Origin of the sequence: Xenorhabdus sp. KK7.4 (assembly GCF_963876465.1) — a bacterium.
Taxonomy (GTDB): domain Bacteria; phylum Pseudomonadota; class Gammaproteobacteria; order Enterobacterales; family Enterobacteriaceae; genus Xenorhabdus; species Xenorhabdus stockiae.
Window position 1 is genome coordinate 1 of sequence record NZ_CAWNQF010000080.1, and the last position, 17,362, is coordinate 17,362.

Consider the following 17,362-nt stretch of genomic DNA (forward strand, 5'->3'; position numbering starts at 1 on the left):
TCACTAGAATGCAAATGTCAGATTGCGATGCGCCTGTTAGGGCGCGGCAGGTAAGAGAGCCTTATAGGCGCATATGAAAAACCCCCGGCTATGCCGGGGGATACTTATTAATGTATCAGTGGTTCAGAAAAAGAGGATGTTATTCCTGATTTTCTGTTCCATTACCTTCTTCATCAGAAGGCGTGACTATATTATCGTCTTCGTCTTCATCAGGTTCAGCGACACGCTGCAAGCCAACCACTTTTTCATCTTCCGCCGTGCGGATCAAGGTAACACCTTGAGTATTACGACCGACGGTGCTGACTTCAGACACTCTGGTGCGTACCAATGTTCCCGCATCAGTAATCATCATGATTTGATCGGTTGGTTCAACCTGAATTGCCCCAATCACATTACCATTACGTTCACTGACCTTGATCGAGATAACGCCCTGAGTTGCACGGGATTTGGTTGGGTATTCTTTCTCTGCGGTTCGTTTTCCATAACCGTTTTCTGTCACTGTCAGGATCTGTCCTTCTCCGCGAGGAATAATCAGAGAAACGACTTTATCTCCTTCAGCCAGTTTAATACCCCGGACTCCGGTTGCTGTACGTCCCATTGCACGGACGCCTTTCACGCGAACCGTACCATCTTCCAGCGTTTCTTCCTCTTCTTCAAGGAAGCGAACTACTTTACCCTGTGCAGAGAACAGCATGACTTCATTACTGCCATCAGTGAGGTCAACACCGATCAGTTCATCGCCTTCATTCAGATTAACGGCGATAATACCGGCGCTACGCGGACGGCTGAATTCGCTGAGCTTAGTCTTCTTAACAACGCCGCTTGCAGTTGCCATGAAGATATTTAGACCTTCTTCATATTCACGTACCGGCAGAATAGCGGTAATGCGTTCGTCCTGACCTAATGGCAACAGGTTGACGATTGGCCGGCCACGGGCACCGCGACTTGCTTCTGGCAGTTGATAGACTTTGAGCCAGTACATTTTGCCTTTGTTAGAGAAGCAAAGAATTGTATCGTGAGTATTGGCTACCAGCAGACGTTCAATGAAATCTTCTTCTTTGATACGTGCTGCGGATTTACCCTTACCACCACGGCGCTGGGCTTCATAATCAGACAGAGGCTGGTATTTTACATATCCCTGATGGGAAAGTGTGACGACAACATCTTCCTGATTGATCAGGTCTTCAATGTTGATATCTGCTGAGTTTTCAGTCAGTTCAGTACGACGTTTATCGTTATACTGCTCTTTGATGGCAAGTAACTCTTCCCGGATTACTTCCAGCAGACGCTCAGGGCTTTCCAGAATAAACATCAGTTCAGCGATAACTATCAGCAGCTCGCGGTATTCATCAAGCAGCTTTTCGTGCTCCAGACCGGTTAGTTTCTGCAAACGCAGATCCAAAATAGCCTGAGCCTGTTGTTCGGTCAGATAGTACTTGCCGTCACGAATACCAAATTCTGGTTCCAGCCACTCAGGGCGGGCTGCATCGTCACCGGCCTGAGACAGCATGGCTGCAACATTACCTAACTCCCATGCCTGAGAAATGAGGTTTGCTTTCGCTTCAGCAGGAGTAGGAGCACGGCGGATCAATTCGATAACCGGATCGATATTTGCCAGCGCAATAGCCAGTGCTTCAAGGATATGAGCACGATCACGGGCTTTTCGTAGTTCAAAAATTGTTCTGCGGGTAACAACTTCCCGGCGGTGGCTGACAAATGCAGAAAGAATTTCTTTCAGATTAAGCAGCTTAGGTTGACCCTGATGCAGAGCAACCATGTTGATACCGAATGAAACCTGCAACTGGGTAAGAGAGTACAGATTATTCAGAACAACTTCACCGACCGCATCACGTTTTACTTCGATAACGATGCGCATACCATCTTTATCGGATTCGTCACGTAACGCACTAATCCCTTCGATCCGCTTATCTTTAACCAGTTCAGCGATTTTCTCAATCAGGCGCGCTTTGTTTACCTGATAAGGGATTTCATTGACGATAATGGTTTCGCGGCCATTTTTCTCGTCAGTTTCAACTTCTGCGCGGGCACGGATATAAACTTTACCGCGACCGGTACGGTAGGCTTCCTGAATGCCACGACGACCATTAATAATGGCTGCTGTCGGGAAATCAGGCCCCGGGATATATTCCATCAGGCCTTCAATACTGATATTTTCATCATCAATATATGCCAGACAGCCATCGATCACCTCAGACAGGTTATGAGGCGGAATGTTAGTTGCCATGCCGACCGCAATCCCTGATGAACCATTCACCAGTAGATTGGGGATACGGGTTGGCATTACATCGGGAATTTGCTCAGTGCCATCATAGTTAGGCACAAAATCGACGGTCTCTTTTTCCAGGTCTGCCAGCAATTCATGGGCTATTTTTGACATGCGTACTTCGGTATAACGCATCGCAGCCGCAGAGTCGCCGTCAACTGACCCAAAGTTCCCCTGACCGTCAACCAGCATATAACGCATGGAGAATGGCTGTGCCAGACGAACGATCGTGTCGTAAACAGCGGTGTCGCCGTGTGGATGGTATTTACCGATCACATCCCCAACAACGCGGGCAGATTTTTTATAGGGTTTATTCCAATCATTTCCCAGTACATTCATCGCAAAAAGTACACGGCGATGTACGGGCTTCAGTCCGTCTCGAACATCTGGCAGTGCGCGTCCAACAATAACGGACATCGCATAATCCAGATATGAGCTTTTCAGCTCTTCTTCGATATTGACCGGGGTGATTTCTCTGGCAATGTCGCTCATGGAGCCACTGTCCCTCATACTCCGAATTCAAAGGCTTAGAATTATACCACAAATTGACAGTTTTATAAAAATCAGATGCGGGTATTTCAAGATTAAGGTGTGTATAATAGTTTCTTATCACACATCCCCATAATACTGTTACATTTTCTGTGAATCAGTTTTCTGTGAACCAGTTTTCTGTGAAGCAGTTCCTAGGAGCGATATTGCTGATGAACGCTAAAACCCCCGATTCACACACTCAATCACATGCCAACGTGGATCAACAGGAAATCGAAAAATTTGAAGCAGTTGCTTCCCGATGGTGGGACCTTGATGGCGAATTTAAGCCATTACACCGTATTAATCCATTACGCTTGAACTATATCCTGCAACGAGCCGAAGGGCTTTTTGGTAAAAAAGTACTGGATGTCGGATGTGGTGGAGGAATACTGTCAGAGAGTATGGCTCGTGAAGGGGCTGATGTGACCGGTCTGGACATGGGTTTTGAACCATTGCAGGTTGCCCGGTTACATGCATTGGAATCCGGTATGTCGGTGACTTATGTGCAGGAAACTGTGGAAAGTCATGCTGAACAGCATCCGCACACCTATGATGTCGTAACCTGCATGGAAATGCTGGAGCACGTCCCCGATCCGGGGTCGGCGATTCGCGCTTGTGCTAAACTGGTTAAACCTGGTGGCCATGTGTTTTTTTCCACCATTAACCGTAATCGAAAAGCGTGGCTAATCGCTGTTATCGGCGCTGAATATATTTTGAACATAGTGCCAAAAGGAACACATGATGCGAAGAAATTTATCCGCCCTTCGGAGCTAATTGGCTGGCTGGATAAAACTTCTCTGAAAGATCAACATATTATTGGTCTTCATTACAATCCGTTAACAGATAAATTTCGTCTTGGACACAATGTGGATGTGAATTACATGCTTCATACCCAATCCGCTTAACAAGAACAATTAAAGGATTAATAAAACAACAAATAGATACTTTTTTTAAGTTTTTATTTTTGAGTTTTTGCCGATAGGTTTGCGAAAGTAACATCAAGTAACTACGCAGGTTATCGGCTTTTTGACAAAATTAATCCTCAAGTTATCCACAAAACTTCCCGATCTTGTACACTTGATAAAATGCGAAATTAACATTATCTTGTTATTACAGTTTTATTTACCCCCTATATATTGTGTTTCTGGACGTTTCACTGCTACTAGTTCCCAACTGGCTTTCAGTCTTCTTGGGGGCATTGTGCTGTCAACGGACAGGAAAAACAATTCAAGGCGAGATACGAAAAAGAAGGTGTATTTCCTCATGAACCAGAGTCTGCTAGTAACCAAGCGTGATGGGCATAAAGAACAAATTGATCTTGATAAAATTCACCGGGTTGTTGCCTGGGCTGCCGAAGGGCTGAAAAATGTCTCAGTATCACAAGTAGAGTTGCGTTCCCAGATTCAATTTTATGACGGTATTAAAACATCCGATATCCATGAAACCATGATTAAGGCTGCTGCTGACCTGATTTCAGGTGATGCTCCGGATTACCAGTATCTGGCAGCGCGTTTAGCCATTTTTAACCTGCGCAAAAAGGCTTATGGTCAATTTGAGCCGCCAGCGTTATATGACCACGTTGTACGTATGGTCGATTTAGGTAAGTATGACAAACATTTGCTGGAAGACTACTCCAAAGAAGAATTCGAGCAAATGGACAGTTTTATTAGCCATCTGCGTGATATGGATTTTTCCTACGCAGCTGTTAAACAGCTCGAAGGCAAATATTTGGTACAGAACCGTGTTACCGGTGAAATTTATGAAAGTGCCCAGTTCTTGTATGTACTGGTAGCTGCATGCTTGTTTTCCACCTATCCGAAGGAAACACGTCTGGATTATATCCGCCGTTTTTACGATGCGGTTTCTACTTTTAAAATTTCATTGCCAACGCCGATTATGGCGGGAGTTCGTACTCCAACCCGTCAGTTCAGTTCCTGTGTTCTGATTGAATGTGGTGACAGCCTTGATTCTATCAATGCAACATCCAGTGCGATTGTGAAATATGTATCCCAGCGCGCAGGTATTGGGGTGAATGCAGGCCGTATCCGTGCATTGGGCAGCCCGATCCGCGGTGGTGAGGCTTTCCATACTGGCTGTATTCCATTCTACAAGCACTTCCAGACAGCAGTGAAATCCTGCTCTCAGGGTGGTGTTCGTGGTGGTGCGGCGACATTGTTCTACCCAATGTGGCATCTGGAAGTAGAAAGCCTGCTGGTGCTGAAAAACAACCGTGGTGTTGAAGGAAACCGTGTTCGCCATATGGACTATGGTGTGCAGATCAACAAGCTGATGTATGAGCGCTTGATCAAAGGGCAAGACATTACTCTGTTCAGCCCGTCTGATGTACCGGGGTTATATGATGCTTTCTTTGCTGATCAGGATGAATTCGAACGCCTGTACACGCAATATGAAAATGACAGCAATATCCGTAAAGAGCGTATCAAGGCAGTAGAGCTGTTCTCTTTGATGATGCAGGAACGTGCTTCAACCGGCCGTATTTATATTCAGAACGTTGACCACTGTAATACACACAGTCCGTTTGATCCGGCTATTGCGCCTGTTCGTCAGTCGAATCTGTGTTTGGAAATTGCTCTGCCGACCAAACCGTTGGATAACATTAACGATGAAAATGGTGAGATCGCATTATGTACGCTGTCTGCGTTCAACCTTGGAGCCATTGAGAATCTGAGCGAGCTGGAAGAGCTGGCAGATTTGGCTGTTCGCGCACTGGATTCCTTGCTGGACTATCAGGATTATCCGATTGTTGCGGCTAAACAGGGTTCAATGGGGCGTCGTACACTGGGTATTGGTGTCATTAACTTTGCTTATTATCTGGCGAAAAACGGTGTTCGTTATTCTGATGGCAGTGCGAATGGTTTGACGCATAAAACATTTGAAGCTATTCAGTATTATTTGCTGAAAGCTTCCAATAAGCTGGCTAAAGAGCAGGGAGCATGTCCGTGGTTCGGTGAAACAACGTATTCACGGGGCATTCTGCCGATTGATACCTATAAAAAATCGCTGGATACATTGACCAGTGAACCATTGCATATGGACTGGGAAGCTCTGCGTAGCGATATCCTGCAATATGGTCTGCGTAACTCAACTTTATCAGCGCTGATGCCATCGGAAACTTCTTCACAGATTTCCAATGCAACGAATGGTATTGAACCACCAAGAGGTTACGTCAGCATTAAGGCATCAAAAGATGGCATTCTGCGCCAGGTTGTACCGGAATATGATCGTCTGAAAAGGTCTTATGAATTGCTGTGGCAAATGCCAAGCATTGACGGTTATCTGCAATTGGTAGGGATCATGCAGAAATTTATCGATCAGTCTATTTCTGCCAACACTAACTATGACCCAGCGCGTTTCCCTAACGGCAAAGTTCCGATGAACCAATTGCTGAAAGATTTACTGCTCGCTTACAAATATGGCGTGAAGACTCTGTATTACCACAACACCCGAGATGGTGCGGAAGATGCTCAGGATGATTTGGAAGAAGTTGTCGAATCTACTGATTCCGATTGTGAAGGCGGCGCGTGTAAGATTTAATCTGAGGAAACTATGTCCTATACTACTTTTTCGCAAGTAAAAAATGATCAGTTACAGGAGCCGATGTTTTTCGGCCAATCTGTGAATGTAGCGCGTTATGATCAACAAAAGTACCCTATTTTTGAAAAGCTGATTGAAAAACAGCTCTCGTTTTTCTGGCGTCCTGAGGAAGTTGATGTTTCCCGTGATCGCATCGATTACAACGCGTTGCCGGATCATGAAAAACATATTTTTATTAGTAATCTGAAATATCAGACGTTGCTGGATTCTATTCAGGGCCGTAGCCCGAACGTAGCGTTCCTGCCACTGATTTCAATCCCAGAATTAGAAACGTGGGTTGAAACATGGTCGTTTTCAGAAACAATTCATTCGCGTTCTTACACACATATTATCCGTAATATCGTGAATGATCCTGCTGTTATATTTGACGATATTGTTACAAATGAGCAGATCCTGAAACGAGCGCAAGATATTTCGAAGTATTACGACGATCTGATTGAAATGACCAATTACTATCACCAGTTGGGTGAGGGTACATACAATGTTGCGGGTCAGGAAATCACAGTGAGTTTGCGCGCACTGAAAAAACAGCTTTATTTATGCTTGATGAGTGTTAATGCGCTGGAAGCGATTCGTTTCTATGTCAGCTTTGCTTGTTCATTTGCGTTTGCTGAACGTGAATTGATGGAAGGCAATGCAAAAATCATCAAATTGATCGCTCGTGATGAAGCCCTGCATTTAACAGGCACTCAACACATGCTGAACCTGCTGCGCTCTGGTCAGGATGATCCTGAAATGGCAGAAATTGCACAAGAGTGTGAACAGCAGTGTTATGACCTGTTTGTACAGGCAGCTGAACAGGAAAAAGAATGGGCAGAGTATCTGTTTAAAGATGGCTCGATGATTGGCCTGAATAAAGATATTCTGAGTCAGTATGTTGAATATATTACTAATATTCGCATGCAGGCTGTAGGCTTGAAACTGCCATTTGAAATTCGCTCAAACCCGATTCCTTGGATCAATTCGTGGTTGGTTTCTGACAATGTTCAGGTGGCTCCACAGGAAGTCGAAGTCAGCTCTTATTTGGTTGGTCAGATTGATTCGGAAGTCAATACTGAGGATCTCAGCGGTTTCGAACTCTGATATGGCTGATTACAAAGTTACCCTGCCTTTGAGGCAGGGATTATCTGTCTATTACTCTTCCCGTCTTCACAGTAATCTGTTGGAAGCTTTAGAACAAGGCAAAGTACAGATTGAATATCAATGTCGTGAAGGATATTGTGGTTCTTGTCGTGTTCGATTGCTAAAAGGGAAGGTAGGGTATCCTTGTAAGCCATTAGCATTTGTTAATGAGGGCGAGATTTTACCTTGTAGCTGTTATCCCCTTTCTGATATTGAAATTGAGCCTTGATTGATATTGACGGCAATTTTCTTTCCGGTAGATAGTAAATAAGGCAAAGAAATTGTAAATTTTTACTGTTGTCCAATATTAAAGTCATTATTAATAGTAAGTATATTAGAGATATGAATCGATATGCTTACTTTTTTCTCGTTGTTTCCCTTTCTTCTGCATTGCTTCTTGTTATTAATTCCCTTATCTTTATAAATACTATTCAATCCTTACTGAATATTGACAGTGCCAGAAAGATAATTTTAGTTAATTCAGTGATTATAGATATTTTATGTAATTTTAATTTATTAGGATTTAATTCTCTGCTGTTTTTGGCAGAGTGTTTCATTTAAAACAATTTAATCGATAAGATAAGTAAAAGGTAAGGAGCATATCTATGTATAAAATTGATTATAACTCATACCGTTCAATCAAAAGTTTTAATCGACGTCCCCGTTTTTTAGTGATGCATTACACGGCATTAAATTTCGAAAAATCTATTGAGGCATTAACGGGTGAAGGAGTCAGTGCGCATTATTTAGTGCCTAACCCTGATGACCCAACATATAAAGCAGCTGGCTTTGACAGTATTCGTATATTTAATCTGGTTGATGAGCCAGAAAGAGCCTGGCACGCGGGAATGAGTAGTTGGTCAGGGCGAAATAACCTGAATGATACATCTATTGGCATAGAAATTATTAATGAGGCCAGCGATAATTGTGGTGTTATAACTTTTCCACCCTATCATCCAGATCAGATTAATGCGATCAAGGAGTTAGTCGTTAATATACTACAGCGATATCCGGATATTACCCCGACTCATGTTATCGGGCATTCTGATATTGCTGTGGGTAGGAAAAGTGATCCAGGCCCTGCGTTTCCCTGGAAAGAGTTATATGAGGCAGGAGTAGGAGCGTGGTATGACGAAGAGGTAAAACAAAAATATATTAAAGAGTTTAGCAAATCTTTTCCTGATAGAGCCGACATTTTGGAAAAATTTGACCAGTATGGATATGCTGTTCCTGATTTGAATGATAATGACGGTTTTAAAAGTTTAATTAAAGCATTTCAAATGCACTTTCGCCAGTCAAATTATGATGGAATTTCTGATATAGAAACTATCGCAATTATATGTGCTTTAGTTGAAAAGTATTTTCACAAAGCTTAGAAAATAATAGAACAATTATTCGTGATATGATCTTATGAAATTTTCATTAATGTCTTATCTTAGTGTTTGTTTGTATTAAATACAGTTTTGGCAAACTATAAGAACGAATTACACTCTTTATCTTTTAAGCTGTCTCTTTTGGACTACACCTCCTCAATCGGTCATCTTATTTATAAAATATGGTGACCAGAGATGTATCAAAATCTCACCAAAAATTAGCCATTGGCTTAGCTGATTTTTCCTTTACTGCCAGGGTACAATTCTAATCTTCACTGAATATAATTCCATTTATATCTTTTTTATATAGATTAACTTATTGATAACAATAGCAAATAATTAAAATTGTGACTTTTTAAAACTCTATGCCATTATTAATATAAATTATAGGTAATATCTATTTTAGGTGAAATTTATTGTTTTAATCGCATATATTGTTATGCTTTTTTGTTTCATCCTTGCTCTTTGGTAAATGCTAATCTAATCTTAATGTTTTCTTTATGGATTTTTTTAATCCATGGATTATATAAAGTGTTTTATGCTGAAAATATCTTAAACTGTATTGTGGTAGCAATAGAATAAATTTTCTGGAGCATAGACAAATGACTATGCGTTTATGGTTTTACGTTTATAACGATAGGCATCAGAGGTAGGGTGCGGCCAGAAAACGAGGCAACTTATAAGACGACGAGTATATACCATTACGAAGATTGTCAGGAGCCTATGATGGGAGTACGGTTAGTTGTGATTGTTATGACGGTAGGAGTAGTTACAGCTATATATAATACCGCTAAAGCAAAATCACCTTATGATGGCGAATATTTGTGCAAAATAAATAAGGAATTGAATGATGCTACTCTCAGAAGTGGCGGGATGTATTTTTTTTCTGCAAATCAGGATACAGCTACAGTTTCTTATAAAGATGCGAGTTTTATTATTCATGAAATAAAACCTCAAGAATTTGTCAGCCCTAAATTAACCCTTATCACTAAATTTGGCATCTTAAATAAAAAAGATCTCTTAGAGATAGGTGAAAACACTTTAATATATGGTGGGAAAGATTATGGATTGGGGTATTTTAGACCGGGTAAAAATGAGTTTTTTATTTCTAAAATAAATATCCCTAGCCTAAAAGGGGCTTATATTCTCTCTTTAGAGTACTGTGTCAAAAAAATGAGTAATACTGAATGAAATTTCACCTAAAGAAATCAGGTTATTGAGTTAAATTAGCCTATGTTGTTAATGGATTTCTATTATGAAAAATTACGAACTACTGAATAATTCTTCATGCTACCGCTCCTCATAACCATTCATCTGAATCATACCTTTCCATCTAATGTGATAGACCACATTGTGATTAGTACATTTTAGAGAATTAGTCAGACTATTTTGAGAATTGAATGATAAAAAGCCAGTTTTTTATTTTAACTGACTTATTTTTTCAGCATTGGCATAGTTTTTTACATGAAACGTTTTGTTGACAGACGAATAACAACACAATGTACATTGGAGAAGAAAGATTTTACAGATTTCATAATGGTTTCCTTTCAGAGTTTATAAATTGTGATTTACTTCACGAAAATCTAAATTCTGAGAGGCATTTTATGCACAAACAGAAAAGAGTCAAGGTATTTATTAAATTATTTTTTTAAAATTTAAAATATTTTTGTAACTTTATGTAACCAATTGAAATTAAAGTTTTAATTGTTTGGTTGTGTAACTATAACCTGTTGATTTATGACCATTTGTACTGTGACATATGCGTATAACTTTTTAATCTGTCTATACTTTATCCAAAAGAATAAGTTTTAACCTGATAGTGAGTTCAACTATTGGAGAGCGCTTATGGAAATCAGTGAAAATGGTATCAATGCAATAAAAAGCTATGAGGGGTTGAGGCTAAAAGCTTATCCAGACCCTGCGACAGGTGCAGAGCCTTGGACAATAGGTTATGGACATACAAAAGGAGTTGTTCCCGGTCAGCTGATTACCAGCCAACAAGCAGAAGCATTTTTACGTGAAGATTTAACCCCTATTTATGCCGTTTTACAACGATTCGTTAAGGTAGCTTTAACACAGGGACAATTCGATGCGTTATGTTCGTTCATTTTTAATGTGGGCATTGGTAATTTTCTGCGTTCAACGTTACTGAAGAAATTGAATGGGGGTAATTATCAAGGTGCTGCGCAGGAATTTCTTAAATGGGATCAGGCCAGTGGGCACGAATTACCCGCGTTACTGGCCCGTCGAAAATCCGAACAAAAAATGTTTTTATCATGTGCTGGCTCTTTCACCAGCACATAATTAATATCCCAGATAACTATTTTATATCAGCATCAATGACCTGATAGAAAGCATTGGATGTATCAGCGATTGTCCAGACACCAAGGATCACGTGGTAGCCTGAGCGATCAGGAACCTCACAGCTAATATTCACTTCCTGCTCTGGCCGTTTTCCATGATCTTCCTGTGAACAGAAAGGCGTAAGATCGAATTGTGCGCGAGCAAGAGGTTTATTCGGATCCCAGTCAGGTTTAGTTATAAAAAACTGCCATGATGTCGTACTGTGTCGGGCAGTTAAATGCCATTTAAATGTATTTTGTCCTTTATTAACCGGAACGTGATGCCAACGATCTTCGCTTTGTTCATTGAGCTGTTTGAATTGTCCAACACCCGCACTGGCTATCTGGCCATCAGGTGGCCCTGCTTCAGGAAATCCTTTGGGGCCTTCAACAGATTGGGGTTCATACATGACAGGCCCACAATTTTTATTGATTCCTTTTTTACACAGAAGTGCTCTGCTTGGAGGGTTTTCTATATAGCCATGGCGATTCTGAGACTCAGCATTAGCAAATAGAGGAGTAGAGAATAAAGCTGTCAGTCCTACTAATAATAATGGCTTTTTAATATTCATGATAAAAGTCCTATTTTCCATTCTTGACTGTAAAAATAGTAAATTTATTAATGTGTTATATTAAATCACTATTATAAAATATATGTGATTTATACAGTAATACATATGAGTGTTTATAACAAAATCATTAAGTTATAAATACTTAATTTATATTACAGGTGTAATAGAAGGAGAGGACTTCCAAAAGAAGGTGAGTATATATAACAAAGAACCCTCCCAGACAACAAGGAGGGTGAAGGAATAATAAGAAGCAAATGAGGGTGTGTGAAAACATACTTTGATAGTAATATATGTTACATGAAGCTAGCATACAATAAACAGATAATAAATAGCTCTCTTTTTTTATAAATTTGAAGACAATACGTGTCATATCCTGCAATGATAATATTGATCTTTAGGTGGTTAATGCTTTGATTATTAACTGAATTTTATGGATAATTTTTCTTATGAAACGGTTATTGCGTTTTTCAGTTCTATTTTTAGTGCTGAAATAATTTCATCAACAGAAATTCCTTGCACTGGCGGTGAAATTTCTTTCTCGCAAAATTCACGCCAAATAAAAAAAGTTAGCTCAGCTCCATCGGTAAGGTGTGACTGTGATGGTTTCCCAAAATCACCTAATATCCGATAACGTTCATCACTCCAGAATAAATTCAATACCCATTGTGATATAGGAATAAAATGAAAGTGAAATGGTGTATTGGGTGTATGACCATATCTTCCTATATAGATATATTTTGGAAAGATAAATTTTTTTAAGGTTTTTTCAATATATCCCATAAAAATTCCCATTTCCTGTATGGCTTTGTTTGATAAATCACAAAGATTCATATGGTTATGTCTGGATTGTAGTATCACATAGCCAGGAAGGGATGAATCAATCCTATGATTAACAATCCAATTATTTGTTTTTAGAATTATTTTTTCGTTTGGGATTTTCATGTCTTAAATTTCTCAGTGTTTAAGTTTTATTACCGCATGATAAAATATTTTCTATCAATTTATATAGGTTCAATAAACTTTGTTGTCTTAATAATTCTATTATGGGTGGAAAAATTAAAATTTAATATTTTTTTATCCGCTTTATTATTTCATTGTTGAAGAGGATATTCTTAATCAGGAAAGTAACATGAAAAATAAACAAATAACGATTGAGCAGGCAAAGGAATTCTTTTGTGATGGAATGACCGTTATGGTTGGCGGATTTATGGCAGTTGGCACTCCACCACATTTAGTTACAGCGTTATTTGATTCAGGGGTAAAAGATTTGACCCTTATTACCAATGATACCGCGCTCGTTAATATTGGTCTGGGGCCTTTGATTGTCAATGGGCGGGTAAAAAAAGTCATTGCTTCTCATATCGGAACTAATCCGGAAACAGGCCGCCGCATGATTTCCGGTGAAATGGAAGTGCAGCTGATACCACAAGGAACACTGGCTGAACGGATCCGTTGCGCTGGTGCGGGATTGGGTGGTTTTCTAACTCCAACAGGTGTGGGAACCATGGTGGAAGAAGGGAAAGAAAAGAAAATGATCAATGGCCGTGAATATCTTCTGGAGCTGCCATTATATGCTGATCTGGCTCTGATTCAGGCTCATAAAGCCGATACTTTCGGCAATCTGACTTATCATCTCAGCGCCCGTAATTTCAACCCGCTTATTGCTCTGGCCGCAGATACTACATTTGTTGAACCGGATGAAATTGTTCCTGTTGGCTCTCTCGATCCGGATCATATTGTCACGCCGGGGGCCATTATTGATTATCTCATTGTTAAATAAAGAGGGAATTAACTATGGACGTCAAAGAATTTATCGCTCGCCGTGTAGCCCTTGAATTGAACGATGGAGATATCGTTAACCTTGGTATTGGTCTTCCGACTCAGGTGGCGAACTATTTGCCAGAGGGAGTGCATATCACCCTACAGTCTGAAAACGGTTTTCTCGGTTTGGGGCCTGTTACACAGGTTGATAAGGACTTGGTGAACGCTGGTGGGCAACCTTGTGGTGTCTTGCCGGGAGCTTCTATGTTTGACAGTGCTTTTTCTTTTGCATTGATCCGGGGTGGTCATATTGACGTCAGTGTACTGGGGGGCTTGCAGGTTGACCAGAATGCGAATTTGGCTAATTGGATGATACCGGGAAAAAGAATAACGGGTATGGGAGGGGCAATGGATTTGGTTACTGGTGCTCGTAAGGTGATTATTGCAATGGAACATTGTGCAAAAGATGGTTCAGCCAAAATTTTGCGTGAGTGTACTATACCGCTGACAGCAGTAAATGTGGTGAATACACTGATCACGGAACTTGCAGTATTCCGCTTCGAAAATAATCAGATGATACTGTCTGAGTATGCACCGGGTATAGGCATTGACACTATCAAGGCGAAAACTGAGGCTGAATTTATCATCTCTTCTGACGTGAAATCGATGCTTTCTGGCATAACCGGAGATGGCCTATGATTGGTCGCATTTCTCGTATAATGACACGGATTGTTAGCCGCTACCTGCCTGACCCTCTCATCTTTGCCATGTTACTCACCATACTTACCTTTTTCATTGCGCTATCATTGACGCCCAGCACTCCTGTGGATCTGGCAAGAATGTGGGGGGATGGTTTCTGGAACTTACTTGCCTTCGGAATGCAGATGGCGCTGATTATAGTCACGGGACATGCACTGGCAAGTTCTGATCCGGTTAAGCGCCTCCTGAAGCTGACAGCTTCACTGGCAAAAAATCCTGCTCAGGGAGCGATGTTGGTGACTTTTTTTGGCTCCGTTGCCTGTGTGATTAATTGGGGATTTGGTCTGGTTGTTGGCGCGATGTTTGCCCGTGAAGTAGCACGTAGGATACCCGGCTCTGATTATCCGTTGCTGATTGCTTGTGCTTACATTGGCTTTCTGACATGGGGAGGAGGTTTTTCCGGCTCAATGCCGCTGTTGGCTGCAACTCCCGGTAATCCGGTTGAACATATTTCAGGCCTGATACCCATTAGTCAGACCCTATTTACCAGTTACAATATCTTTATCACTCTCAGCCTTATCGTTGTGATGCCATTTGTCACTCGCATGATGATGCCTAAGAAAGAAGATATTGTGGTAATCGATCCAGTCCTGCTGGAAGAAGAGCCAGATTATCAGAAAAAATTGCCAGAAAATGCGCCGTTATCTGAACGTATGGAAGAAAGCCGTATTATCGCAGGGCTTATCGGAATACTGGGATTTACCTACCTCGGCATATATTTCTTCAGCAATGGTTTTAATATCACCATCAACACAGTCAATATGATTTTCCTGCTGACCGGTTTATTATTGCATAAAACCCCAATGGCGTATATGCGAGCGATAATTGCAGCGGCGAAAAGCACAGCAGGTATTCTGGTGCAGTTTCCTTTTTATGCCGCTATTCAGTTAATGATGGAAGGTTCAGGGTTGGGCAGGCTTATCACTGAGTTTTTTATCAATGTTGCCAACAAAGACACATTCCCGATGATGACGTTTTTAAGTTCTGCACTGATTAACTTTGCTGTGCCGTCTGGTGGAGGTCACTGGGTTATTCAGGGGCCGTTTGTGATGTCTGCGGCTGAAGCTTTGGGGGCGGATTTAGGTAAATCGGTTATGGCTATAGCGTACGGTGAGCAATGGATGAACATGGCGCAACCATTCTGGGCATTACCGGCACTGGCTATTGCAGGCCTGGGTGTGCGTGACATTATGGGTTATTGTATCACCGCGCTGCTTTTCTCCGGCCTGATATTTATTATAGGACTTACCTTGTTTTATTAAAGGATACACTTCGCGGTGGCCGGTCTTTGTCACTCCTTTGCCGCCGCGATACATCCTGAAATCCATTGTGTATAAATAAATTTTTGCTTTATGGTAATTTCGCCACTTTGGCTTCTACTACGACACCCAGAATATGAATATTCTCACTGAGAGGTATCATACTGTACTGAGGATTCAGTGGCTTGAGATATTTATCATATCCTTCCGTAATTAATTGTTTAAACGTTAATTTTTCTTCACCCTCAAGTTTTGCAATAACTAATTTATTAGCGAGGGGTTTTACTTTCGGGTCTACTAAAATGATCATTCCCTGCGGGATACTGATTCCATTTGGTGAAGTCATAGAATCATTTTTTACTTCCAGCCAAAAAGCATGGTGTGAACACTCAACAGTGCTGTCGTACCGCTGTTTAATACTGTAGGGCAATATGGGTTCTTCGCACCAATTGCCGACATCTGCCCAGTCGAGTAACGGGTATTGTTTGCAGGTATCGGGTTTCTCAACCAGAGCAATATTTTTGCCATAAACGGCCGTTAAGAGTTTCTTTGCTTGTTTATCCAATGTAGGGCTGAAATCTGTGATTGTGACCTCTAATTTATTGGCAAAATAAGCGGCTATCTCCAAATTAAGCGCATTTGTACCATTAATATAATGCGAGATTGCTCCTTGACTCTTGCCAAGTTCATCCGCGAATTTTTCCTGAGAGATACCTAGCTGTTTCTTCTTTGACACGTATATGTCTTTTAAGCGTTTGGCATCTGCAAGTTGTTCTGCTGTGAGTTTCTTTTTCATAAAACTCATTTTAATACCAATGCTATTAAAATAGTAAATACTAAAAGTATTGAAATATTTAATACTTTGGATATTATTCTGAAATACAGGAGGCATATATGGAAAAGATTTCATTATCAGAATATGTAAAACAAAATGGTCAGGCGAAAACAGCGAATTTAATTGGAGTACATCAAACCGCTATTAGTAAGGCATTACGTGCTGGGCGAAAAATATTTCTGATCCGTCAGGAGGATGGGAGTTATAAAGCTGAAGAATGTCGGCCATTTCCGAGTCAGAAACCACCTGAATCAGGAAAAGAATGAGTTTCAGCAGTATTAATTATTGATTCTTGTTAATTAGTTAGTTGATTTTATTCCCATCGGTTTTGTGTATATTCTTTCGGAGAAAATATGGCTTATCACATTCGTTGTTATCTCAGAGCAATGGGGAGTATTTTTGATATTATGCCCGCAAATGATTATCAGGACATTTTGGATAATAAAAAGAATTTCGAAAATCAGGCATATTCGGCCTGCATCGGGCCTCTGCCTCCTCCCGATGTATTAAGGGATTACGAATCCATATTGTCTGGAAGCACTGAAAGAATATTATTATTCAGGGAGAAAGAGCAAAAATTTCAGTATGACAATAATAGGTTGGCGCTGGATGGCATGATAAAAAAAGAGAGGAGAGGGCAGTGGATGGGTTTTTCCATTGCGATGTTTATCTTAATTATTGCGACATTTTTTGCATTCAGAGGTGAAATAGTATTTGCAGGAACGTTAGTTACCATTGATCTGATTGGGCTGGCAGCCGTATTTGTGATAGGAAGAAAGTTAAGCAGTAAATGATCCGGCCAAAATTCGATGGTAATTTCAGTATTGTTGCAGTAAACGCAAAAGACTTCTGCATTTATTGCTCTTTTTCATAGAAAACGATCTCATGATAATAAACCTCGGATTAAAC

The 17,362-nt window shown here is 40.7% G+C and carries 16 protein-coding genes; 12 read left to right on the plus strand and 4 right to left on the minus strand.

The window, feature by feature from the left end; genetic code table 11:
- Nucleotides 1-139 precede the first annotated feature (139 nt).
- Nucleotides 140-2,776 (minus strand): DNA topoisomerase (ATP-hydrolyzing) subunit A, encoded by a 2,637-nt coding sequence (gyrA, locus tag AACS90_RS13965; RefSeq protein WP_099123067.1) that lies wholly within the window; start codon nucleotides 2,774-2,776, stop codon nucleotides 140-142.
- A 209-nt stretch (nucleotides 2,777-2,985) separates the two neighbouring features.
- Here gyrA and ubiG point away from each other — a divergent pair, with 209 nt between their 5' ends.
- The 7 genes from ubiG (at nucleotide 2,986) to AACS90_RS14000 (ending at nucleotide 11,229) form a co-directional block, all read left to right on the plus strand.
- Nucleotides 2,986-3,720: a bifunctional 2-polyprenyl-6-hydroxyphenol methylase/3-demethylubiquinol 3-O-methyltransferase UbiG gene (gene ubiG / locus AACS90_RS13970; protein WP_099123068.1), complete on the plus strand. Its 735-nt coding sequence runs from the start codon at nucleotides 2,986-2,988 to the stop codon at nucleotides 3,718-3,720.
- A gap of 358 nt (nucleotides 3,721-4,078) precedes the next feature.
- On the plus strand, nucleotides 4,079-6,370 hold the full coding sequence (gene nrdA / locus AACS90_RS13975; RefSeq protein WP_099123069.1) for a class 1a ribonucleoside-diphosphate reductase subunit alpha: 2,292 nt from the start codon (nucleotides 4,079-4,081) through the stop codon (nucleotides 6,368-6,370).
- Nucleotides 6,371-6,382: 12 nt separating this feature from the next.
- Complete coding sequence (nrdB, locus tag AACS90_RS13980) at nucleotides 6,383-7,513, plus strand: class Ia ribonucleoside-diphosphate reductase subunit beta (RefSeq protein WP_099123070.1); 1,131 nt, start codon at nucleotides 6,383-6,385, stop codon at nucleotides 7,511-7,513.
- 1 nt (nucleotide 7,514) lies between these two features.
- A complete protein-coding gene (gene yfaE, locus AACS90_RS13985) occupies nucleotides 7,515-7,781 on the plus strand; it encodes a class I ribonucleotide reductase maintenance protein YfaE (protein WP_099108346.1) in 267 nt (88 codons plus the stop codon).
- 376 nt (nucleotides 7,782-8,157) lie between these two features.
- Nucleotides 8,158-8,928, plus strand: a complete 771-nt coding sequence (locus tag AACS90_RS13990; RefSeq protein WP_099123071.1) for an N-acetylmuramoyl-L-alanine amidase — start codon at nucleotides 8,158-8,160, stop codon at nucleotides 8,926-8,928.
- A gap of 720 nt (nucleotides 8,929-9,648) precedes the next feature.
- Nucleotides 9,649-10,116 carry a hypothetical protein gene (locus AACS90_RS13995; RefSeq protein WP_153043686.1) on the plus strand — a complete coding sequence of 156 codons (468 nt, stop codon included), beginning with the start codon at nucleotides 9,649-9,651 and terminating at the stop codon, nucleotides 10,114-10,116.
- A 654-nt stretch (nucleotides 10,117-10,770) separates the two neighbouring features.
- Entirely contained in the window at nucleotides 10,771-11,229 is a 459-nt protein-coding gene (locus tag AACS90_RS14000) for a lysozyme (RefSeq protein WP_099123073.1), read from the plus strand.
- 16 nt (nucleotides 11,230-11,245) lie between these two features.
- Here the strand turns inward: AACS90_RS14000 and AACS90_RS14005 are convergent, their stop codons facing one another.
- Together AACS90_RS14005 and AACS90_RS14010 are read right to left on the minus strand one after the other, a co-directional pair.
- A complete protein-coding gene (locus AACS90_RS14005; protein ID WP_099123074.1) occupies nucleotides 11,246-11,839 on the minus strand; it encodes a lytic polysaccharide monooxygenase in 594 nt (197 codons plus the stop codon).
- A gap of 444 nt (nucleotides 11,840-12,283) precedes the next feature.
- Nucleotides 12,284-12,781, minus strand: a complete 498-nt coding sequence (locus AACS90_RS14010; protein ID WP_099123075.1) for an HIT family protein — start codon at nucleotides 12,779-12,781, stop codon at nucleotides 12,284-12,286.
- Between the two features lie 187 nt (nucleotides 12,782-12,968).
- Between AACS90_RS14010 and atoD the strand changes: the two genes are divergently transcribed.
- The 3 genes from atoD to AACS90_RS14025 are packed head-to-tail and all read left to right on the plus strand — an operon-like array spanning nucleotide 12,969 to nucleotide 15,621.
- Nucleotides 12,969-13,619: an acetate CoA-transferase subunit alpha gene (gene atoD, locus AACS90_RS14015; protein ID WP_099108341.1), complete on the plus strand. Its 651-nt coding sequence runs from the start codon at nucleotides 12,969-12,971 to the stop codon at nucleotides 13,617-13,619.
- A 14-nt stretch (nucleotides 13,620-13,633) separates the two neighbouring features.
- Nucleotides 13,634-14,299, plus strand: a complete 666-nt coding sequence (locus AACS90_RS14020) for a 3-oxoacid CoA-transferase subunit B (RefSeq protein WP_099123076.1) — start codon at nucleotides 13,634-13,636, stop codon at nucleotides 14,297-14,299.
- Nucleotides 14,296-15,621: a TIGR00366 family protein gene (locus AACS90_RS14025; protein WP_099123077.1), complete on the plus strand. Its 1,326-nt coding sequence runs from the start codon at nucleotides 14,296-14,298 to the stop codon at nucleotides 15,619-15,621. The genes AACS90_RS14020 and AACS90_RS14025 overlap by 4 nt, the downstream gene beginning before the upstream one ends.
- Nucleotides 15,622-15,709: 88 nt before the next feature.
- On the opposite strand, the gene AACS90_RS14030 is transcribed toward AACS90_RS14025, so the two are convergent.
- A complete protein-coding gene (locus AACS90_RS14030) occupies nucleotides 15,710-16,414 on the minus strand; it encodes a LexA family protein (RefSeq protein WP_099123103.1) in 705 nt (234 codons plus the stop codon).
- Between the two features lie 98 nt (nucleotides 16,415-16,512).
- Between AACS90_RS14030 and AACS90_RS14035 the strand changes: the two genes are divergently transcribed.
- Together AACS90_RS14035 and AACS90_RS14040 are read left to right on the plus strand one after the other, a co-directional pair.
- Nucleotides 16,513-16,719, plus strand: coding sequence for a Cro/CI family transcriptional regulator (locus AACS90_RS14035; protein ID WP_099123078.1), 207 nt, complete (start codon nucleotides 16,513-16,515; stop codon nucleotides 16,717-16,719).
- An 87-nt stretch (nucleotides 16,720-16,806) separates the two neighbouring features.
- Nucleotides 16,807-17,247 carry a DUF2335 domain-containing protein gene (locus tag AACS90_RS14040; protein WP_099123079.1) on the plus strand — a complete coding sequence of 147 codons (441 nt, stop codon included), beginning with the start codon at nucleotides 16,807-16,809 and terminating at the stop codon, nucleotides 17,245-17,247.
- Nucleotides 17,248-17,362 lie beyond the last annotated feature (115 nt).